This is a genomic window from Flagellimonas hymeniacidonis (genome assembly GCF_008040165.1).
Classification (GTDB): domain Bacteria; phylum Bacteroidota; class Bacteroidia; order Flavobacteriales; family Flavobacteriaceae; genus Flagellimonas; species Flagellimonas hymeniacidonis.
The window spans coordinates 327,397-348,608 of the sequence record NZ_VRUR01000002.1; the positions used below are offsets into that span (position 1 = coordinate 327,397).

At 36.0% G+C, this 21,212-nt stretch carries 17 protein-coding genes; 7 read left to right on the forward strand and 10 right to left on the reverse strand.

The genetic code is table 11. The annotated features are described in order from the left end of the window. Positions 1 to 51 precede the first annotated feature (51 nt). From FVB32_RS10285 to FVB32_RS10305, 5 genes are all read right to left on the reverse strand, one after another. The gene (locus FVB32_RS10285) at positions 52 to 1,980 is read right to left on the reverse strand and encodes a PQQ-binding-like beta-propeller repeat protein (RefSeq protein ID WP_147743711.1); all 1,929 of its coding nucleotides are present in this window, start codon (positions 1,978 to 1,980) and stop codon (positions 52 to 54) included. A 484-nt stretch (positions 1,981 to 2,464) separates the two neighbouring features. Beyond that, the gene (locus tag FVB32_RS10290; protein ID WP_147743712.1) at positions 2,465 to 4,216 is read right to left on the reverse strand and encodes an arylsulfatase; all 1,752 of its coding nucleotides are present in this window, start codon (positions 4,214 to 4,216) and stop codon (positions 2,465 to 2,467) included. Positions 4,217 to 4,302: 86 nt separating this feature from the next. Continuing rightward, positions 4,303 to 4,989 carry a hypothetical protein gene (locus FVB32_RS10295; RefSeq protein ID WP_147743713.1) on the reverse strand — a complete coding sequence of 229 codons (687 nt, stop codon included), beginning with the start codon at positions 4,987 to 4,989 and terminating at the stop codon, positions 4,303 to 4,305. 101 nt (positions 4,990 to 5,090) lie between these two features. Continuing rightward, positions 5,091 to 5,477 (reverse strand): DUF4345 domain-containing protein, encoded by a 387-nt coding sequence (locus tag FVB32_RS10300; protein WP_147743714.1) that lies wholly within the window; start codon positions 5,475 to 5,477, stop codon positions 5,091 to 5,093. A gap of 333 nt (positions 5,478 to 5,810) precedes the next feature. After that, a complete protein-coding gene (locus FVB32_RS10305; protein WP_147743715.1) occupies positions 5,811 to 6,413 on the reverse strand; it encodes an RNA polymerase sigma factor in 603 nt (200 codons plus the stop codon). 354 nt (positions 6,414 to 6,767) lie between these two features. Between FVB32_RS10305 and FVB32_RS10310 the strand changes: the two genes are divergently transcribed. Next, positions 6,768 to 7,859, forward strand: a complete 1,092-nt coding sequence (locus tag FVB32_RS10310) for a formylglycine-generating enzyme family protein (protein ID WP_147743716.1) — start codon at positions 6,768 to 6,770, stop codon at positions 7,857 to 7,859. 260 nt (positions 7,860 to 8,119) lie between these two features. Here FVB32_RS10310 and FVB32_RS10315 read toward each other — a convergent pair whose 3' ends face one another. After that, positions 8,120 to 8,851 (reverse strand): alpha/beta fold hydrolase, encoded by a 732-nt coding sequence (locus FVB32_RS10315; RefSeq protein WP_147743717.1) that lies wholly within the window; start codon positions 8,849 to 8,851, stop codon positions 8,120 to 8,122. 337 nt (positions 8,852 to 9,188) lie between these two features. After that, on the reverse strand, positions 9,189 to 9,815 hold the full coding sequence (locus tag FVB32_RS10320; RefSeq protein ID WP_147743718.1) for a Crp/Fnr family transcriptional regulator: 627 nt from the start codon (positions 9,813 to 9,815) through the stop codon (positions 9,189 to 9,191). Between the two features lie 623 nt (positions 9,816 to 10,438). Here FVB32_RS10320 and ppsA point away from each other — a divergent pair. From ppsA to FVB32_RS10345, 5 genes are all read left to right on the forward strand, one after another. Then, complete coding sequence (gene ppsA / locus FVB32_RS10325; protein ID WP_147743719.1) at positions 10,439 to 12,874, forward strand: phosphoenolpyruvate synthase; 2,436 nt, start codon at positions 10,439 to 10,441, stop codon at positions 12,872 to 12,874. Positions 12,875 to 13,195: 321 nt separating this feature from the next. Beyond that, positions 13,196 to 14,026, forward strand: coding sequence for an RteC domain-containing protein (locus FVB32_RS10330; protein WP_147743720.1), 831 nt, complete (start codon positions 13,196 to 13,198; stop codon positions 14,024 to 14,026). A 264-nt stretch (positions 14,027 to 14,290) separates the two neighbouring features. Continuing rightward, on the forward strand, positions 14,291 to 14,569 hold the full coding sequence (locus tag FVB32_RS10335; protein WP_147743721.1) for a helix-turn-helix domain-containing protein: 279 nt from the start codon (positions 14,291 to 14,293) through the stop codon (positions 14,567 to 14,569). Between the two features lie 168 nt (positions 14,570 to 14,737). Beyond that, entirely contained in the window at positions 14,738 to 15,106 is a 369-nt protein-coding gene (locus tag FVB32_RS10340; RefSeq protein WP_317132208.1) for a hypothetical protein, read from the forward strand. After that, positions 15,103 to 15,765, forward strand: a complete 663-nt coding sequence (locus FVB32_RS10345) for an ATPase (protein WP_147743723.1) — start codon at positions 15,103 to 15,105, stop codon at positions 15,763 to 15,765. Before FVB32_RS10340 ends, FVB32_RS10345 begins: the two co-directional genes overlap by 4 nt. A 70-nt stretch (positions 15,766 to 15,835) precedes the next feature. On the opposite strand, the gene FVB32_RS10350 is transcribed toward FVB32_RS10345, so the two are convergent. From FVB32_RS10350 to FVB32_RS10360, 3 genes are all read right to left on the reverse strand, one after another. Then, positions 15,836 to 17,038 (reverse strand): hypothetical protein, encoded by a 1,203-nt coding sequence (locus FVB32_RS10350; RefSeq protein WP_147743724.1) that lies wholly within the window; start codon positions 17,036 to 17,038, stop codon positions 15,836 to 15,838. Between the two features lie 133 nt (positions 17,039 to 17,171). Then, a complete protein-coding gene (locus FVB32_RS10355) occupies positions 17,172 to 19,910 on the reverse strand; it encodes an AAA family ATPase (RefSeq protein WP_147743725.1) in 2,739 nt (912 codons plus the stop codon). A 188-nt stretch (positions 19,911 to 20,098) separates the two neighbouring features. Next, positions 20,099 to 20,704 (reverse strand): N-acetylmuramoyl-L-alanine amidase family protein, encoded by a 606-nt coding sequence (locus tag FVB32_RS10360; RefSeq protein ID WP_246139867.1) that lies wholly within the window; start codon positions 20,702 to 20,704, stop codon positions 20,099 to 20,101. 219 nt (positions 20,705 to 20,923) lie between these two features. Here FVB32_RS10360 and FVB32_RS10365 point away from each other — a divergent pair, with 219 nt between their 5' ends. After that, positions 20,924 to 21,211, forward strand: a complete 288-nt coding sequence (locus FVB32_RS10365; protein WP_147743727.1) for a hypothetical protein — start codon at positions 20,924 to 20,926, stop codon at positions 21,209 to 21,211. The last annotated feature ends 1 nt before the right edge of the window (position 21,212 follow it).

Genomic DNA, 21,212 nt, shown 5'->3' on the forward strand with positions numbered 1-21,212 from the left:
GATCATTGCTTTTCCAAGAACTAAAAGTCTATGAGGGCTACATGCCATCACCTACTTTAAACGTTCAATCGTAACACACTTTTTTTCAAAAAAATAGATTTGTTGTTCTACCTGATCCGTTAGAAAGCTTGAGTAGTAATTTTTTACTTTCTTGACAATATGGTCCTCTCCTGTGTCTATGTCCATTTTGATTATGTGAAATTCGCCATCTTTGTCAACGACAATAATTTGATTGCCATCATTTTTTCGGCCAGTTTCAACGCGACTAAAAATGGAGCTCATGTTTGAGTCCAAATCTAATCTGTTCAACGTGGTCAAACTGTCCAAGGAACCTTGATAGGACTGATAGGTGCCCAAGACGCTGGATGATAAGTCGGTCAGTGGGCCCAAATCCTTAGAAACCAAAACGGTGTTCAAGGTTCTGGTCATCTGGTTTCCTACGAAGCCCAGTGCTGATGAGTATATTCCGAAACCTTTACTTCCTAATGATACTAAGTCTGAGAATATACTATGATTTGACGAAACGGGATATTCCTTTTCATAACCCAAGTTGCCAGATAAATCGATAAAATAAAACAGATTGGCCCCATATAAAAAATAGCCATTTTGTCTTATTTTCATACTTGGCACATAATCTTTGAAAGCAAACTTTTCAGTCGAAATGGGTTCGTCCAGGGTACTTAGATTGAAGATGTAAAAGATATTGCTGGCATATACTTGTACAGCATCGCGCTTTCTATCCTTCCAGACCCTAAAATGATTCTCGCTCAATCCTAAATTCCTTCCAATGAAACCCGTCGGATTCAAGATTACATCCTGCTTCCAGATCTTGTTTCCACTTTCGATTTCTACGGCATTCGCAAACGAGGGAGTGATATAAAGTGCTCGCTGTCCATCTACGATGATATATAGCGGGTTTTCTTGTGGACTATGGGTAATTTTTATTTTTTGTTGCCAAGCAGTTTTGCCATTCTCGCCAATTTTCACCAAAAAATTGTCTTGAACCACCAAATAACCCCTACCGAGAGGTACAATCTTTTTTATTAAGGGCAATGGATTTGATTCATCCCATTTTTTCATTCCACTTTTGACATCTACAATATCAAAACCTTTAGATGTAATGGCTATCAACTTGTCCTTGTCCAATCTTGTATCAACTACATTGCCAGTGATTCTCACTGGGTCATTCCATAGTATTTCCTGCGTTTTCGTGTCAAACGCAGTAATAATAGTTTCTTCATTTAACTTTTCGGCCTTGAGAACGTTGGAAAAAACAAAAAGAGTATTTTTAGAGCTGTTCATGGCGATGTTGCTAATGCCCGCTCTTTCGAAAAGGGCTTTTCCGGTTTGGCCATCAATTTTAATCAGCTTTCTGTTTTTGAGCCAATAGATGTTCTGTTGGCTATCCATAAGAATTTTTTCGTCATCGAAAAAGGTACCCTTTAAAGACTTGAAAAACTCTAATTCAGGGGTATTCAAAATCCAGAGTGGCTTACCAGTTTCATAGCTGTACAAAGAAATCACAAAGTCTTTGTCCATAAGTCCATCCACCAAAACCGATTTTTTCTCGGGAAGTATCATGGTATTGTATACAGCCTTGAAACCTTCTTTTTCGGAATCGAACAACATTTGTCCGGTGACAACGTTAAGCAACTTTTTGGATGCCCCCTTGCTCCTGAGCGCTCTCGAAAGAAATCTCGAATTAATGAGGGCCTTTTTCTCAAAGAGCACAATAGGTGTATAGGGTATCTCAGAGTAAGATGAAAAACTTACTTTCTTTAAACCCTTGTTTTTCCATGACACCTTTCCCGTTTTGGTATCAATCCCATGAACGGCATCGCCCGCTTTTAACAGCAAAGTGCCCGTATAGCTATTGATTATCTTCTCCTTTATTCTGTGGTCAAATTCAATTCTGTTTTGTGCTGCTGCACACGTTATAAATATTATTGCTATAAAAAGGGAGATTTTATTGAGGGCCATAGAGATTTAATTTATAGGGATATTCAAAATCTGGTTTAACCTAGGCTATCAAAATCAATCAATTTTTGCTTGGGGAAAGCATGGCATCACATGAATTGACTTCAATATATATTGCGGGAATCCGTAATTTCAATTCTCTTATATGCACTTATTTTTAGAGGAACAACGCAATTTGTACTTTCATTTTTTCCAAATTAATTTTCTTATTCGAGTATACGCCGGAAAAAAAGTTGAAATATTAGTTTACTAAATTGCTTGCGCTAAGATGAATTATGTACAAGCCACTTGAAGAGGTTGCCCAGCAATTGGTAAATACCGAGCAACCTTAAATCCAATGGTCAACAATTATGAATGATAAGCAACAAAAGGTGTAACTTATTCATGCCATTCCACAAACCGCTCCCCCTTTGGTTTTTGTCATATAAATCTTATATCAGCTTAGGCTTAAACTATCTAAGGGCCAAGTTTCTCTCATTATATGAACTTACTGACTTGCACCCTTAAAGGGATTCCATTCACTATCCACCTCCATTATATTATTGGCCTCGGCATAGGAATTGTATAGCGTTTTCATATTTTCCAAGCGCTCAGGTTGGTCTCTTTCAAGAGGTACCGTTTCCGATGGGTCCTCAACTATATTGTAAAGATGCCATTCACCGTCACCGAACATGCCTGTACGAACTTTTATGGCCTTATAATCACCTTGGACTACATAACAATTACCAAACAATTCAAAGGCGTACCAGTCTTTTTCAGTTCTAACTTGGTTCGATTTTTTTTCTAGGAACGGTTTGATGCTTACGCCACTAGGCGCCACTATTTTTCTTCCCTTATACTCGGTTTTTGGGTGTTCTATTCCTGCATAATCCATGATGGTCATGGGGATATCCTTAACGGAGGCAGTGGCACTTGAAATTTCACCTGCCCTTTCATAACCCTCGGTGAATCCACCTGGGGGAACTATCATCATGGGCACTCTAACACCTCCCTCTCCAATAAACCATTTCCACCATTGCAGACCACCCGTTGCGGCATTAGCCCAGGATACTCCTATAGTATGGATGGAATTTGCAGTGCCTATAGCCTCAAAGCTTTGGTCAAATTGAGATTCAATCCACTTGGCCATTTCAGGATTTCCTGTTTTAGGGTGGGTAGCTTCAAAGCCTTCCGGGCCATTATCTGTAAGATAGATAATAAGGGTATTATCAAGTTGGCCTGACTCTCTCAAATAATCGATTATTTGCCCTGTTCGACGGTCCTGATCTTCTATCATTGCAGCATAGGTTGCCATGACCCTTGCCTGTATTTTTCTTTCATCTTCGCTTAATTCCTCCCATTTGTGGGTTAATGGATTAGATGGGGCCTCATTTGCGGATTTTGAGATGAGCCCATGCTTTTTCAGACTTTCATAGCGTTGCTGTTTCAAGCCCTCAAAACCTAGATTGAGATAGTCTTCATAGTATTTATCAACGAGTTCTGGGGGAGCTTGAATAGGAAAATGTGCAGTGGTAAACGCCATGTACGCAAACCAAGGTTTATTTTTACTTTTTCCATCCCTTATGAAATCAATCATTTGATTTGTGTAGATTTCACCAGAGTATACCCCTTCTGGACGGTCATAATGTTCACCATTTAAGGTCCAGTGTTCCTTTCTCTTGACGTTTAGACCATTAGGGTCCTTAAAGTCAGGTGTCATGGCCAAATCGTTCCAGTGATTCGATCCTCCTGAAAGTATTCCAAACTCTTTGGTAAATCCCCATTCCAATGGAGTGCCCCCTCCGATTTCCTCTTCCCCACCGAGATGCCATTTACCTGATTTATATACTTCATAGCCAGCATCATTCAATAGCTCAGAAATGGCTACTGCGTTTTTTGTAAGGTAAGATTCATAGCCAGGTTTTCCTCTCGTGGGGGGATAAACCGAATAATCAAAGGCACCAAGGCCCACTTCAATATTATTACAGCCCGTCAACAGCATGGATCTGGTAACACTACAGACAGGGGATGCACGAAAATTTGTGAACCTCACGCCACGCTCGGCCATTAAATCCATATTGGGGGTCTTGATTTCTGATCCGTAGGCCCCCAAATCTCCAAATCCTATATCATCACCAATAAGTAATAAAATATTGGGCTGGGATTGCGCTAATGTTTGTGGTGTCTCGGTATGCTTGCTTTTTTTTCCAAATGCTAAGAGCAAAATGACCATTACAGATAAGGTTAGTAGTTTTTTCATCGTCGTATGTGTTTTTAGGTTTAATATTAATTCTATTTATATAGGTCAATCGTTGGGATTCCCATTATTAATACGATTACAAAGGCTTAAAATCTAAATTCCAAAATGATAATGTGTCCGGTATTACCTTCTTGGTTGGGATTGTCAAAAAAGTTTTCCAGTTTGTACCCTAAACCAAGTTCGTTCCCATTCCTAAATTCCCTAATGAACCTTAACGCATATTCTCGTGAACTGGGGAATCTTTCCCCTAAAGCGGGATCTCTGAGAAAAAACCATTCTATATTGCCCCAGACTCTCCAGGCAGTTCCCTCCTCTTCACTTTCAGCAAGGGTATACAGGGTTCCAATTCTATATCTCAATCTTTGATAAGACTCATTCTCCGTCTCCCCTTGGGTGTACAAAAAACTTCTCCATTCTGTCCGGAGTCTTTGGGCCACCGAGAGCCTATCTAACAGAGGAAGATTAAATCTCACCGCTATATGGGGTCTTAATTCAAAGAAATTGTCTATTTCACTGTTAAAGGTGAAAAAGCCAGCGAATCCTCCAATAATAGACCATTCGCCAAATTTCCTGTTTAGGGTGGCATTTGCTCCCCATCTTCGCCAACCGGCCTCTTCCTCATACAGGTTCTTCCAGTTTCCGGTAATATCCAAAGCCCATTTTTCACCATCGTACACCTCATGTCTGAGTTCTATCTCATGAAAGAATTCGTCTTGGGCATGAATCTGTAAATGGACTAAAAGGGTAATTAAAATTACAGTTGAAAAGCGCATTTGAATCATAATTTGATTTACATCTGATTACGAACAAGGCTCATAAATCAATTTGCCAAAATGTATTCTAATAAACTATTTGTAAGCACTGTTTTTAATGATTAATCTGATTTTCTTATCAACCTTAGGCCCATTAGTCCGAATCCCAATTCCAAGACAAGATAAACGACCAATAGCCAATGCGGGATGCCATCTATGACCAGACTTAGTACCCTACCTGCCGCCAATCCCAACATGAACACAACTAGACAGTACATGGCCGGTCTTCTAAACTCTTCTTTTGAAGCCCCTATGAACCAAATGACTATTTGACCAAAATAGAGCCCCATTATGGCCCTCATTATATGTTTTAGATTTATGCTTTCGGTCGAAAAATCATAGAGTGGCGTAAGGGTTTTTTCGGGAACAAGACCGTACCCTAAAGCAATAGGTATGAGGCCTATGGCCGCGAGTGTCAAAATAGTCTTCTGAGCTTTTTGATTTGTCATTTCGAAGGTGTTTAATTATTTTAATATCTATTCAAGGTGCCATTTAAAATTCCACACCCATGTGGATTGTTTTTTGGGTAATCAAAGAATTCTTTTTTTTACCCTTAACTCAAATAATATATTTATTGACTTAAATCAATAAATTATTGTTTTTGAGATTACTAACTATATGTACTACTATTTTTATACTTAAAACCCTTAAAAATTTTGGCTTTTTTTCGTACAAAGATTGAATAGGGTATTGATAAATTGGAACAAGTGGAAAAATCCCGATTTATTTTAATTAAGTACCAACACTAGGGATTTATAGTTAACAGGTGTTTTTTTCATTTTTTACCCCATAGATTGGACATTTCTTACTTCTTGGCGAAATTCCGATCTAAGTACGGCAATTGCCCGGTAGATAAGTTTGTAAGTTGCCTTGGTCGTTATTTTTAAAGTTACTGCGACATCTTCGATGGGCAAATCGCTGTAAAACCTTAGTTTGATAGCCTGAAGTTGTCTTTCGGTCAATAATTTTTGGGACCTTAACAGTAAACGGCGGTTTTCATTTTGCTTCTCATCTCCTTCCAGCTTAGTTTCTTGGGACATTTCAGATTCTAAACCACCTAACGAGATCGGTCGTTTTTCTTTAACTATGGTTCGCCTTATTTTTCGTTTCAGGCACTTAAACAAATACGGCTTTATGACCTTGATTTTAGTAAGTGCCCGATTTTTCCAAAACTGTAAAAAAAGTTCTTGAATAGAATCCTCGACTAAATCCTTATTGCCACAGATGCTCATTCCAAAGCCATGAAGGCTTTGGAAAAGATTTTGAAATACATAGGTGTAAAAACTCTCGTAATCTTTAAAGTTTTCAAATGACAGCAGCTTTTCTCCCTTTATTTGACTAAGGGCTTCAAGGTCAAGCCCTGAATTTTGATATTTGGTATTCATATTCAAATATGAACAAGGTGATTATTAGTTATTAAATTACTGAAAATAGTGTTAGGAGAATATTAATCTTCTTTAATGTAGAATTGAACTTATGTTTACCTTTTTGTCGGTTCTGGCAATCAAATTGTATTCATCGTTTTTTGATGCATAACCGGATTCTATCAATGGGTGTTTGGAATCTAGGTCCAGACAGCTTTTTTAGGATGTTTAGATTGATTTGCACTCGATAAATTATGACAAGTTTACTGCTTTTTGTTAGGAAGAATAGGTTTTATATTTGATGACTCTGACTAAATCTTTAATATTGGAATTTCGTACCAAAGCTATATCGAACCCTAAATATCTTTGCCTAACATGAGAAATTACCTATCCTCCAAGCACTATTACCTATGGATTGCTCTACTATTGGTTTTTTGCAAGGAAAACCGAAAGAATTTGAATGAAAAAGTAAAGCGATTCCCCGTCCTTATTGAAAAACCTGATCATGTAGATACCCCTGAAGGGATGGTGTGGGTACCAGGAGGGATTTTGATACAGGGAGCTGTATCCTCTGATTCTTTTGCAATGAATCATGAAAAACCACGACATGCTGTAGCCGTAAATGGTTTCTTTATGGATATTACAGAAGTGACCAATTCACAATACGCCCATTTTGTTAAAGAAACAGGTTATATCACCATCGCGGAAAGAAATGTAGACTGGAATAAAATGAAGCACCAGTTACCAGAGGACACTCCAAAGCCTCATGATTCTCTTTTACGACCCGGATCTTTACTATTCAAAGTCCCCGATGAAAAACCAAAAAACTTAGAGGATTATTTGCAGTGGTGGGAATGGAAAGTTGGTGCTAATTGGCGAAACCCAAAAGGATATGGAAGTGGTTTAGAAGGAAAGGAAAAACTGCCCGTGGTGCATATTGCTTATGAAGATGCCGCAGCATATTGCCGGTGGGCCGGAAAGAGACTGCCCACTGAAGCTGAATGGGAATGGGCCGCAAAAGGAGGTTTAAAAGAATCCATCTTTACTTGGGGGAACGATTTTAATATACTCAATTTGCATGCAAATACTTGGAGTGGTGAGTTTCCCATGAAAAATGACCTAAAAGACGGTTTTGAAAACAAGGCGCCGGTAGCTTCTTATCCACCAAATGGCTACGGACTTTTTGATATGGCGGGAAATGTCTGGGAATGGACACAGGATTGGTATCATACAGAGTATTATCAACTTATGGCAATGAAAAATGATACTTCCTTTAATCCCACAGGGGCCGATAGGCCATTTAACCGATATAATCCCCTTGCAAGGGAAAAAATCATTAAAGGAGGTTCATTTCTTTGCAATGCCTCCTATTGTGCAAATTTCAGGATATCCGCTCGGATGGCCACCGAAATGGATTCTGGGCAAGAGCATATAGGTTTTAGAACAGTTTTGTCAGTATCCAAATGAAATTGTACGTGTCCCAAGAACGATTCGCAAGAACCTCTAATCATACTCAGATATTTGTACAGTATTTTAGATTAATCGTTTTTACTTTTTATTGTAATGAGTTTCAAATCTCATTCTCAAGACGAGTTTTTTAGCGAAGCAACTTTTAAGATCAGTCTCTTCCAAAACAACAACTATACCCTAAATCTTTTTTTCCTAAACGAAAAGTACCCGGGTAAAAAATGGTGCGGGTACTATTCGTTCGGAACAATCTTTACAAATTAGTACTCGCTAAGAAGCTCAATTAGTATTTCTGCAACTTTCTCAGGTTGTGAGAAATTTGGCGTGTGGCTTGAGTTTAATGTATAGGATTTTTTCACATTTCCTTTATACATTGCCCGCTGTGCAGTTAGCGGGATAGCTCTGTCTTCCGTGCACTCAATGTAATATTTAGGAATTTGGCCATAGTTTTTAGCGGTTATCTGTAATTCGTACATCAAGGGAGCTACCGGTTCCGGGACAATAAAAGCTTTAGCTGCATCAAAGGCTTCTTTAGGGATATCGTGTGCAAATGCATTTTGTATTTCTTCTTCTTTGACCAAGGCATGGGTTTTATCTTCTGAAAAATAGAAGTTTTCCACGGCCTTAGAGTCTTTAAAGCTTTGAACAGTACCCAAGAAGGATTCGCCGTTGCGCAGTAAAAACGCGGTTAAATACACCAGTTTTTTTACTTTATGGGGCCTTAGCTCCGCCACCCTGCTCACGGTAATTCCATTAAAACTGTGACCTACCAACACCACTGGCTCCATTTGCTTGTCAAGAATAGTGGTTATCGTTTTGACATAATCATCCATTGTTATATTGGTCGGGGTGCTACTATTGTTTCCGTGCCCAGGCAAATCTGGTGTTATTACCGTATGTCCCTTCTCTTTTAGGATATCACTTACATTTTTCCATTGCCATCCGCCCAACCAGGCAGAGTGTACCAACACGTATGTTTCTTTATCGTTCATGTTTTTTGTTTTTTTGTTTTTACAAATAATTCTTTTACTTTAAAAAAGTCTTTTCTTTCCGCCAAAGGATTTTGAGGTTTACCATAGTATCAATACTCGTGGTATTGTTTTTATGAAATTCAAATTGATTTATGTTGGGCTTCAGAACTGCTTTTTATGGATCGGTGTTTTTAGCCTAGAGTACAGGTCCAATAGATTTACAATAGGTGGATAATAGTCTTATGTCATAATTTTCGTTTTGATTTATCAATTAATAATAAAGCAAATTTAAAACGGGAAGTCAATTACAACCTGTACCTTTTGACACAAGTAAAATATAAATTTCAGAATTGTAGATTTAGAGAAGTTCAATCTGTTTGAACCTAAGTTTTACCTGCCCTGATAACTCAAATTGCTTTAAGATTTTCGAAACTACTTCTCTTGTGGTTCCTATCTCTTTGGCCAATTGGTTGTGTGAGAGGTTAATAACGGTGGAATTGTTGTTTTTGGAAAACCCTTGTAAATAATCTAACAATCTTTTATCAATCTTGTTAAAGGCTATACTTTTAAAGCTATGGAGCAAATCTTCGTAACTAAAGATGAATGAATCGGTAGTGAACTGGTTCCATGATTTGTATTTAAAACCCCATTCAGAGACATATCTAACGGGAATTTTGACAATGGTAGTCTCTTTTTCTGTTTTGGCATTTATGAGACTTTTACAATCTCTAAAAGTAGCCGAAAGGGACAACACACAAGTTTGAATTGGATTTACATAATAGAGTAGAATTTGTCTGTCCTCACTTTCCTGCCATACTCTGACTTTTCCTGAAATGACCAGAGCCAGCCATTTTATATATTTATGTTGTTCAACAATGAAAGAGTCTTTTGATAAAGTTTGTACGATTCCTACCTTTAAAATTTCTCTTTGAAGATTTTCCTCTTTTATCTTTAAAGCACCAAACAGTTGTTCAAATTCGCTCATAATTGGCGTGTCTTGTTTTTGATGAAAAAAAATTCGTTCCTTATTAGTTAAGGAAAAATCCAACGTTCATTCGACAAGGAAATTTTCCGTGAACGGAAATAGTATTTACATCAGAAGAATTATAGATTTTAATCTTTTCTAATCGGAAAAATAATTGTTTTAAAATAGATATCAAGAATACGGGAAAATAAATAAAGAATTTCTCGATTTTGTGAAAATCTATTCCTAGACCCCGGATTTCATACTTATTGGATTGCTTGATTCTAGTTCCTTTATGGTACAAATCACAAATAAATGTTTTTATAAAAACACCAGATCTAAAAAAAGTTTTTTGGTTTATAAGGGTTTTAATTTGAATATCAGTAATAGGGTTAGAATAATGAAAAGCTTTGCTTCTTGTTGAGCTTGAATTGTTGTCTGACTTACGGTTTAGTTGGTTTAAAATTTGAGTTAGTTAGATTGGGGTGAAGATATGCTGATGGTACATAGCATCACATTTCTCGCCCCTTTTTTATTGAAAATTTGAACAATATTTTTTATGAGTGCCTACAGCCGAGTGTGTATTCAAAAGTTTATGGGAATAACTTTCCTTTTAAATATTATCTAAGCAACATTAAAAAGCAATGAAAAAAATTAGTGACAAAAAAAATATCATTTTTCTTGATAAAATAGATATTAAAGACTTATCCAAGGTAGGAGGGAAAAACGCCTCATTGGGAGAAATGATTAAAAATTTAAATGATAAAAACATAAAAGTACCCCATGGATTTGCTGTCACGGTTGATGCATTCGATGAATTCATTAAAGAAAATCAACTGAAAGAAAAAATAGAGGCTGCCATGGCAAAAGTCGACGTATCCGATATAGTTAGTTTGAGAAAAACGGGTTCTGAAGTTAGAAAACTAATTTCCAATGGAAGATTTCCTATTTCAGTAGAAAAGGAAATTTTAAAATCTTATTATGCGCTTTCCGAGTTTTATGGCCAAGAAGCCACAGACATTGCTGTGAGGTCTTCGGCCACGGCTGAAGATTTGCCTGAGGCTTCATTTGCAGGCCAACAATCCTCATATCTCAATATTAGAGGGGGAGAAATGCTCCTTACTGCGATAAGAAGCTGTTTTGCCTCACTTTTTACTGACCGGGCAATTTCTTACCGCTCTTCCAGAAATTTTGACCATTTTTCGGTGAAACTATCCGTCTGTGTGCAAAAAATGGTCAGGTCGGATTTGGGCACGTCGGGTGTAGCTTTTTCACTGGATACCGAAAGTGGTTTTGAAGATGTCATTTTAATCAGTGGAACCTATGGATTGGGAGAATTGGTTGTGGGAGGTGAAATCTTGACGGATGAGTTTTTGGTTTTCAAACCGGGTCTAAACAAAGGCCATCGATCCATTATTGAGAAAAAAATGGGTCGTAAAAATTATAAAATGGTTTATGGGAGCAAGCCTTTTGAAGCTGTGCGAAAGGTAAGGGTAGATCAGGCACACCAGAGCAAGTTTTGTCTGGATGATGAGCAAATACTAAGACTGGCCAAATGGGTAAATGAAATAGAGAAGCATTATACAGCCGTTCACAATAGATGGTGTCCTATGGATGTCGAATGGGCAATTGATGGCCTTACCAATGAACTTTTTATCGTTCAGGCGAGGCCTGAAACTGTTCATTCACTACAACATGAAGAGGTTCTTAAAGAATATAAAATTGAAAGCGGAACTTTGGCAGAAAGCCACATTTTGGAGGGTGTGGCGGTCGGAGATAAAATTGGTGTCGGTAAGGCTCGACGAATCTTTACCCTGGATGGTAGGGATGGGAGTTCTGATGAAACCGAATTCCAAGAAGGAGAAGTTTTGGTTGCGGAAATGACAGACCCGGACTGGGAACCTCTAATGAAAAAAGCATCTGCAATCATCACCGAAAAGGGAGGAAGAACCTGTCATGCGGCAATCGTCGCTAGAGAGCTCGGAGTACCAGCGGTAGTAGGGGTTCTCGATGCGGGCAATCAACTTGAAAATGGACAGATGGTATCCGTTTCGTGCGCCGAAGGAAGTATTGGAAAAGTTTATAATGGTAAAATCGATTTTAAGGTGCTGGAAACGTCCTACACTGAATTTCCTTCAGTCAAAACTCCAATTTTAATGAATATAGGATCTCCGGATTTGGCATTCCAGTATAGCAAAGTACCGAACAATGGGGTGGGGCTTGCCAGACAAGAGTTTATTATCAATAATCATATAAAAGCTCACCCTTTGGCTCTTCTGAATCATAAAAAATTGAATGACAAGGATTTAACGGAAAGAATATCCCGATTAATAGTAGGTTATGATTCAGAGCAGGATTTTTATATCAACAAATTGGCACAGGGAGTCGGAAAAATTGCCGCTGCGTTCTATCCGAAAATGGTAGTGGCCAGATTGTCCGACTTTAAATCAAACGAATACTACAATCTTTTAGGGGGTAATCATTTTGAGCCCGATGAAGAGAATCCAATGATTGGTTGGAGGGGTGCTTCAAGATATTATTCCAAAGAGTTTCGCGAAGTATTCGAATGGGAGTGTACCGCGCTTGTTAAGGCGAGAGAGGAATTTGGATTGGACAATATTGCCATAATGGTCCCTTTTTGTAGGACTCCAGAGGAACTAAGTAAAGTTTTAGACATTATGGCCAAGAATGGACTTGAGCGTGGTAAGAACGGATTAGAGATATTCTTGATGGCTGAATTACCTTCCAATATACTCTTAGCCAATCGATTTGCCACCATGGTTGATGGTTTTTCCATTGGGTCAAATGACTTGACGCAACTTGCACTTGGTTTGGACAGAGACTCGGTTTTGGTCGCACATCTGTATGATGAACGCAACGAAGCTGTGAAGATGTTGATAAAGATGCTTTTGTCTACAGCCAAAGCACATGGAAAAAAAGTAGGTATTTGCGGCCAGGGTCCTTCAGATTTTCCAGATTTTTCCAAATTTCTGGTCGAAGAAGGCATTGACTATGTTTCCGTAAATCCAGATTCAGTCTTTAAAACCTTAAAAGTTATAGCGACATCAGAAACAACATAGAATTCTATTGGTTATTAAGTTTAGATATTTTAAAATCAATGGATTGGAGGAAAAACCATTGTGCGATTTTTTTAAATCCGGTAAGTGCAAATTAAAAGGTGCAATAAGTGAACGGGCAGAATACAAATCATGGTATCTCACAGAAACGAGATGGTTTTGGTGATGATGGGCTGGTTGTACAATAGGATTTTAGATATAAAATGCTATCAGAATTGTACTTGCTAAAAGTTTGTTCTTTTGATTTTTATGGTCGGAACTTTGAGAAAGTAAAATTAATGGCTTACCAACATATTCATAGTAATAATCCAAACCGGCTAGAATATGTTTTACACATCGATCATAAACGAATTCAATGTAAAGTTAGAGCGCTTAGAGGTAAGTTATGAAACGGAACTTAAAAAAGCGGCAGCTGGCATTCGAATTGCATCATGGGCATTGGATGCTTTGAAAGAGCAGATTGTGGGTAAAGGGTTTGTTTCTTTACAAGAAGAGATAAGTTTTTTCCGAACCGTAAAGTGTGTACCTATGAAATACCTAATTCACTTTACCGAAATACGCTCTTGCGAACTTCGCATGCCTAAATCAGACGTAAAGGCAAAACTGGCCTTTTTGGATAAACAAATCGAAAAGGTCAACCAGTTCTTTGGAAGGCACACAGAATTTCTTCTATATATGGAGCAGGGCTATTCCCATTTCGATGAATATTATTTTACCCGAAAAAATTTACATAACAATCCTGTGGTAAAAAGCTATCCCTATTATAAGGACTCAATCTTTAACACATCCCATGATGAAATATGGGCAAGAATCAAGGGACTTGCCATGTATGCCAATTATTTAAGGAAAAAGAAGGAACAACTCACTTCTAAGCTTCAGAAATCAGGATTTGACAAACTAAAGTGGACCGGAAGTTATGCTGCATTTGTGGAACTGGTTTATGGTCTTCAGGCAATAGGTTACCTCAATCAAGGCAATCACAATATTAAATTGATTATGGAGGTTCTGGGTGAAGTATTGCAGGTACCGAAAGGAAATCATTCCCGCACGTACAACGAGTTGAAATCAAGAAAAAGCTCTAGGATTAAGTTCTTTGAGGAAGTAGGTGAAAAGTTACTGGATAAAATGGATAATGAGGATGGCCTAAATGACTAAGAAAAACCAAACTCGGTCTTAACTCGGTTTTCATGAAGTTACAGTTATTTTTTGCTTTAACCGCAATCTAAGCTACTTAATGAAGCCTCAATTTGTATTAAATCTATATAAATTCAAGAAATGTTAAAGTACAACCTTACTTGGTTAAGACTCTGATGGATTACCATTTAGTACTCACAAATTTGTAAGACGAAAGTCAAATCATAGCAAAGCCGTCATTTAAAAAAGAAAACCTTGACGGCTTTGTTTTTAAAATTGAAACAAATGGGTGCAACAATTATTACCACTGAAGATCTTAGAGAGTTTAAAATGGAGCTACTCGATGACATTAAACAATTACTAAACAATCAATCTGGTCATTCTTCTAAAAAATGGTTAAAGTCCCCGGAAGTTAGAGAACTTTTGGGCATCTCTCCGGGTACGCTACAAAACCTTCGAATCAATGGTACATTACCCTATACCAAAGTAGGTGGTGTATTGTACTACGATTATCAAGAAATCATGCAAGTGTTGGAAAAGAACAGGATTCATAATAAGTTTTAATCCGCTTTGGAAGACATAAACTATATCAAGCATCTGAATGGTGTTTTCCTTCAATTCTCAATAGATACTCGCTTAAATCCAACACATATAAGCTTATACGTGGCATTATTCCAAATTTGGAATACTCACTTTTTTAAGCAAGAGTTTTATATAAACCGAGCGGAAGTAATGGAATTTTCAAAGATTGGTTCAAAATCTACCTACCACCGTTGTATTAAGGAATTAAGTCATTGGAAGTATTTGTTGTATACACCATCCCACAACCCATTTAAGGGAAGTAGAATCAAGATGTTCAATTTCGGGACAAGTACCGAACCAGCTCTGTACTCAAGCCGTACCAAAATCGAGACAAGCAATGGACAAGCATTGGTACCTATAAACAAACATATACAAACTATAGAAAACAATAAAAACTTAAACAAACGGCAAATTTTAGAAAATTCAAATACTGAAAATGAAGAAAACCATTTGGCAAGTGTCCCATATCAGGACAACCTAAAGACCAGTTCAGATAAAAACTATGATGAACCTTTATGAGCAACCCGAAACCACATATTATTATTGAAGGAGCTGTGCAGTATTCTTTGGGTACGATGCAAGGCAATCAAATTTTGTATGATTTTGATAAAATGTTAGTGTATCTGGATGCTAAAGGAAAGTTGTTGTTTGGGAAGAAATTCAAAATTTACAAGGAAGACAGAGACATACTCTACAAACTATGTCTGTATTTTATTCAGGATAGAATTGCCTGTAAAGAGTTTGGGATTGATATTGATAAAGGCATTTTACTTTCTGGTCCTGTGGGGTGTGGCAAGACCTCTTTGATTCGTTTATTCAAATATCTCGTACCGCACCGAAAACCTTATGAAGTTATTCCAACCCGAAATATTGTTTTTGGGTTTAACCACCTTGGTTACAAAATCATTGAAGATTATGGAAATGGCCAGTTCTTCTGTTTTGATGATTTAGGTGTCGAACCTATGGGCAGACACTATGGTAAGGACTGCAATGTGATGGGGGAAATCTTGCTATCTCGTTATGACCTATTTCTAGAACGAAAAATAAAAACTCATGCTACTACCAACCTTAATGCTGCGGAACTTGAAGAAAGATATGGGAATCGTGTTCGTAGCCGTATGCGACAGCTTTTTAATTTGGTGGCTTTTGATAGAGGGAGTAAGGATAAGAGAAAGTAATCAATAGAAATTAATAATTACTATTGTTAAAATCATATTTTAAAAACTTAAAAATAAGGGATGTTCTGACTTACTTAGTTAAGCCATCTATTATATCTTGTTTCGGCAAATGAAAGATTGTAGTTAATTTTTGTGTTAAGTCTTTGCTACTAAGAAAATTCTTTTTTGAGTTTAACATAACCCTTACCTTTCTTTTTCTAAGATGAGAGAGAATTAAATCCGTTGGATATTCCAAGATTTTTTTAACTAATCCCGCAGAACTAGCATAAGTCATTGGCTCTAGGATATCGGACAAACCTGATATTTCAATGGTGGATTTTCTAAATCCATTAGTATGATTTGACCATAGTTCATTCGCCAACCCTTCGATGGTTTTAACTAGTTTAAGTTTCTTCTTTAAACTAAGTTCAGAATCAAAAAGCATTTTTTCTATTTCAACCATTTCCTCTCTAAATTTCTTATAAGATGTTCTTAGTTCCATAGCAACTTTCAAAAAATCTTCAGGATTATTGGAGTTCATAACGATTTCGCTTGCTATAGGTGTGTAAGGAAAAACTGTTGAACCTCCAATTGTTGCAAGACGTTCGACTTCTTTTAATGCACCATCATTGAGTGATTTCTTGAGATAATTTATAACTCCTGTTTGTGTTTTTCGTTCATTTTCTTCAATTGTTTCAATTAAATAAGTATTCTCTTCTGCTAAAATATAGGGCAACTCAAATTGCTTGAAAGCTTCATTTAGATAGAGAGTATTACCTATATCTTCCCCCATTTGAATTAAAGTTAACTGATGTACAACTTCTTTATCTCTTATTTTCGAATATTGTCTAAAAACTACTTCTTGAGCCTTAGAATAATATTGTTTTAAATCTTTATTGTAAGGCAAATATTTTTCGATGACTTCTAAATCATCTTTGTACTTACATGCTGGTAATCGACCAGATAATAATATGCCTTGTTTATCGAGAAAATTAGTCATATTCTCATCCAGATTGAGGTCACCCTTTACCTTGAAGCTATACAATGGAGGTGGAATGAGTTCATCATCAACTCTAGCGCTTAGGTCTGTCTTTGGTTTGTAAGAAATTAAAAGTCTATTGTTTAGTACTACTAACTCTAGAAAATCCAAATACCGTTTTAATAGAGTAGAATCAAATAACTGATTTTTAGCAGATGTCGTTACTATGGCATCTGCCCAAGGCAACATTTCAGGACTCAGCATTATGTCGCCTTTTTGTATTGTTAAATTTGGTTTTTCGATTTTTTTAGACATACAATATTTAATTTATTCTTTCATTAATAAAAATATACTATGCAAATAATAGGTGATCAACTAAAAATTTATTTGAATATAGACTGAGCATCTCTATGTTTTTTTATCGTTCATTTACATCACAATGTTTTTTCTAAATTATAATTTCCCCTATGGGGTTTGGTGGCGATGGATTATCAAAACTTCTAATATTATTTATGGCTCTAACAGATTTATTAAATTCCCCGATATAGCCTCTAACATCCAAAGGAGTTCTAACTTCTTCGGAAGGCTCATGTATTGTAGATTCTCCAGAAACTTTGTTATGCACCTCCATCAAAGTATTGTAATCATTAATGTCCAATTGCCTAAAGCTACGCCACTCTTTAATTAAATCGTTGTTTTTATACACTTGTCGTTTAACATCATTCAGTACAAATCGTTCAAAAAAGTTGTTTATAGAGGTTCTTAAATGCTTATCGGCTTCTCTAATATTTCCGGCTAATAGATTTTGTCTCAAAACTTCAATTCGTTGTTCCCAACCCAATGTAAAAAACATTACATCTTCTATAATTTGCCCAGGTTTCAATATGTGCTCAATGAGATAATATGAACTGCATTTATGGGTATTACCTGTACCGACATTATACCCAATGCATTGATTGGATTCAGGTTTTTCAGCACATAATTCACATTTTCCTTTATTTATAGGCTTACCTCCTAAAGATTTTTGTATTAAACGATGATAGAACTCAAAATGATGTGTAAATACAATAACCTGATAATTTTTACTTAGTTCAATAATTTTTTCTACTACTTTGTATATATTGGATTGATCCAAACTAGTTACTGGGTCGTCCAAAACGAGAATTTTGTTATCATCGAATTCTAACTCAGTCAACCAGTCACAGAAGGCATAAATTTTAGCTTCTCCTTCGCTTAACACATCAGATATTTCAAATTGATGGTCAGTTCCTTGAATTTTGGCATCAACTTTACTTTGTCCACTTGGGTTTGAAAATGGTCTATTAATACAATCCCTTTTAGGTAATTCAAAATATTCCAGATTATCGTTAAAGGTGACTAAATAATTTTGTCTTATAAGTTCGTTCTCTACTCGACCTTTATCTCTAGATATTTTTGTCCTGTAACCTGCAAAATGATTATTGGCTTCTGTATATTTTTGGTTTTCTGATAACAGGCCAGAAAGTGTAGAAATTAGTTCCTTTTGATTGCAACAAAACTCATAATCTTCAATAGTATTTAATGCGTCCAATGCAGTTTTTTTGCTCTTTTCTATCTCCAAAAGCTGTTTCTCGAAGGATTTTATTTTACCACTAACTATATTGTTTTCTGATTGAGCAACATAAAACAGTAATTCATTGTAATTCCATAATAAATCAAAAGAGTTTAAAGTATCCTTTAACTCTTCAATCTCTTTATCAATAGCAGATAGTATTGAACAATCAAAGGCATTAGTATGTAAACTATCTAACTGAACTTGTTTTTTACTAACTAAGTCATAAATACCCCCTACACTCGTATAGTTGTAATCAGGAGTTTCTTTGTCAACTGCAATTTGTATTCTTTCCCTAAAGCTTTTTAGCTCTACATTAAGTCCATTAATTTCTTTACTTATTTCATTATCTATCAGCGAATGTATTTCTGATATCAACAGCTTATTTTCCTCTGGTAAGTTTTGGTTACAATAGAAACATTTTTCTACACTCTGTGGATAATTTTGATGACCAAAAACTAAAGCAGTTTCTGTTATCTTTTTAATCAACTCTATATAATTATCTCGATTTTCCTCAGAATTAAAAAGCAAATGGTATTGTTCAAGTTTTGAAAAGTCCAAACTATTTTTTAACAGTGTAACACGTTTGATTTTTTCCTTTATTACAATTAATTCAGAGAAAATATGTGTTTTTTCAGATGTAATATTTTGAATATTAGTAAGTATAGTACCTTGAGCTTTTAAGGCTTCAATTTTAGTAGTCAGGTCTGAAACCGATACTGTAGAGTTTTTTTGTAAGCCTTCCTTTTTTGATTGATGGTCATCTGTTAATTCAAGTGTAGATAAACTAGTGTAGAGGTTCTTAAGAGTTTGATGATTGGTTAAATTATTCTGAATTTGTTTCTTAAAGCCATCATCTTTTTCGGATTTCAACCCATTAAGTAGTGTTTGTAATCTAGAGTTGTAATCTCTACTAATTTCCGCAATTTTTGTTGTTACTTTTAATCCTACTTTGTCGACTGCATTTCTCAATATATCATAATGTCCCAGTTTATATCTATCAACACTCCATCCAGTATCTTTTTTGCTTAAAGAACTGTTGAGGATTTTCCTGTCACAAAACTTCATTGAAGCGTTTATTTGATTTCCTGTTGTCCAATTATAAGTTTGTAATTCAGAACCAGGAAAATTGGTCGAAAGTCCTTTTTTTTGAAAGGCAAGATGCTTTTCTTTATCTACAAAATCGAATTTTGCAGAAGTTGTATTGGTAGAAGGAGAATAAATATTTCCTTTAATATTCTGGGTTTTTTGGAAAGCATCTTTCAAGGCTTTAAAAAAACTTGTTTTTCCACTTCCATTTTTACCATAGATAACCGTTAATTCTGGACTAAAAACTATTTCCTTTCCATCATATAGCCCCTCAATATTTAAATTTTCATATAGTCTATATAATGTTTTTGCATTGTCCGGGCTCACACTAGAAACAGTTAGATGCAGCATATCTTCTGTTGTATCCTGTGATGTTATTTTTCCAAATGCAATTTCTATGTCTTCATCGGTTATTTCTCCGTTTTGACATATCTTGTTTTTTAGTTCTGTAATCCACTCGATTTGTTCAAATGACAATCTGGATAAATGATATATAGCGTTGCTCATATTGGTTTTTGTTAAAAGGGAAACATTTAAAATTTCCCATTAAAAAACTGACCGTGTAATTACAAACGGTCTCTTTTTATTAAAAAAATCTGAGGGAGATTATTATTTGAATAATAACTACTCAAATATACATTTTTTAACAAGATATAGATTACGTAAAAACATATTTAAAATAGGAAAAGAACTCTTCATAATCCAGCATTTGAATAATCTTTAACCCCCATCAAGATAGCCAACGCCATAGCCTCAACATTTTTAGTTTCTAAAAAATAATTAGCTTCGTCAGTATTGGACATAAACCCCATTTCAACAAGTATGGAGGAACAATACGGAATAGTTTCCCGTAACACTTGAAAATTGGCAATCTTTACACCCCGCTTTTTAAAACCAAGCTTTTGGGTGCTTTCATTCAGAATAGAAACCCCAAGAGCGACAGAAGTTTTGCTATTTGGATTCTGTGAATTATGCACATAAACTTCCATTCCTCTAGAATTGGTTTGAGAAGCATTACAATGCAATGACACAAATGCATCGGCTTTTAAACTTTTGGCCAATCTACTTCTATCCGATAAGGAAATCAATGTATTAGTATATCGGGTCAGATAGATATCCAATTCATTATCAAAAAGGTATTTGTTCAGGTTTAGAATCTCATGGGCAACCTTCAAAACCACATCTTTTTCAAAAGTGCCATTTACACCTATAGCACCTGAATCAATTCCACCGTGTCCAGGGTCGATAACTACAATTTTTTTCTGACCAAAAACGAAACACATTTTCAGTAGTAAAATCACAAAACTGACGTTTTTGAGCGTCGAACGATTCAAAAGTTTTAGAGTTATCAACATAAGTGCTTCAATTTTTAATACGATTTGATGTCAATTCATAGCATTGAAAATCAATCGAATATAAATAATATTTTGTTCACAAAATACTGATTATCAGTGTTTTGATATTCAATATAGTGTATTTTTCAAACAACGAAATCCAACAAATTTTAAATCAATTTCGACATGAAAAAATCACTATTCCTGACCGCTTTTTTATTTCTTATTTCCAATACCATTTTTGCTCAAATTGGAGGTATTGAAGATTCCGTTAACGATGTTTCCGATACTATAAGAGCCATTTTCCCGATTACCTTGGGAGTTATCTTTCTAATAGGCTTCCTCTTCAATGCAGGACACTTTTTTGGCGAAAATGCAGACCTTAAAAAAGGAATTACCCGTGTTCTGGTATTCGTACTTATTGCGGGTGCAGTCGTAGGCATCTTTACATATCTCATAGGCATCGTGGTATAGT

Coding starts and splice junctions, on each gene's coding strand:
- FVB32_RS10285 (WP_147743711.1), bottom strand. CDS start 1,980: ATGGCCCTCAATAAAATCTCCCTTTTTATAGCAATAATATTTATAACG.
- FVB32_RS10315 (WP_147743717.1), bottom strand. CDS start 8,851: ATGAACGATAAAGAAACATACGTGTTGGTACACTCTGCCTGGTTGGGC.
- FVB32_RS10300 (WP_147743714.1), bottom strand. CDS start 5,477: ATGACAAATCAAAAAGCTCAGAAGACTATTTTGACACTCGCGGCCATA.
- FVB32_RS10340 (WP_317132208.1), top strand. CDS start 14,738: ATGGAATTTTCAAAGATTGGTTCAAAATCTACCTACCACCGTTGTATT.
- FVB32_RS10335 (WP_147743721.1), top strand. CDS start 14,291: ATGGGTGCAACAATTATTACCACTGAAGATCTTAGAGAGTTTAAAATG.
- FVB32_RS10355 (WP_147743725.1), bottom strand. CDS start 19,910: ATGAGCAACGCTATATATCATTTATCCAGATTGTCATTTGAACAAATC.
- FVB32_RS10350 (WP_147743724.1), bottom strand. CDS start 17,038: ATGTCTAAAAAAATCGAAAAACCAAATTTAACAATACAAAAAGGCGAC.
- FVB32_RS10290 (WP_147743712.1), bottom strand. CDS start 4,216: ATGAAAAAACTACTAACCTTATCTGTAATGGTCATTTTGCTCTTAGCA.
- FVB32_RS10295 (WP_147743713.1), bottom strand. CDS start 4,989: ATGCGCTTTTCAACTGTAATTTTAATTACCCTTTTAGTCCATTTACAG.
- ppsA (WP_147743719.1), top strand. CDS start 10,439: ATGAAAAAAATTAGTGACAAAAAAAATATCATTTTTCTTGATAAAATA.
- FVB32_RS10310 (WP_147743716.1), top strand. CDS start 6,768: ATGAGAAATTACCTATCCTCCAAGCACTATTACCTATGGATTGCTCTA.
- FVB32_RS10305 (WP_147743715.1), bottom strand. CDS start 6,413: ATGAATACCAAATATCAAAATTCAGGGCTTGACCTTGAAGCCCTTAGT.
- FVB32_RS10320 (WP_147743718.1), bottom strand. CDS start 9,815: ATGAGCGAATTTGAACAACTGTTTGGTGCTTTAAAGATAAAAGAGGAA.
- FVB32_RS10330 (WP_147743720.1), top strand. CDS start 13,196: ATGTTTTACACATCGATCATAAACGAATTCAATGTAAAGTTAGAGCGC.
- FVB32_RS10365 (WP_147743727.1), top strand. CDS start 20,924: ATGAAAAAATCACTATTCCTGACCGCTTTTTTATTTCTTATTTCCAAT.
- FVB32_RS10345 (WP_147743723.1), top strand. CDS start 15,103: ATGAGCAACCCGAAACCACATATTATTATTGAAGGAGCTGTGCAGTAT.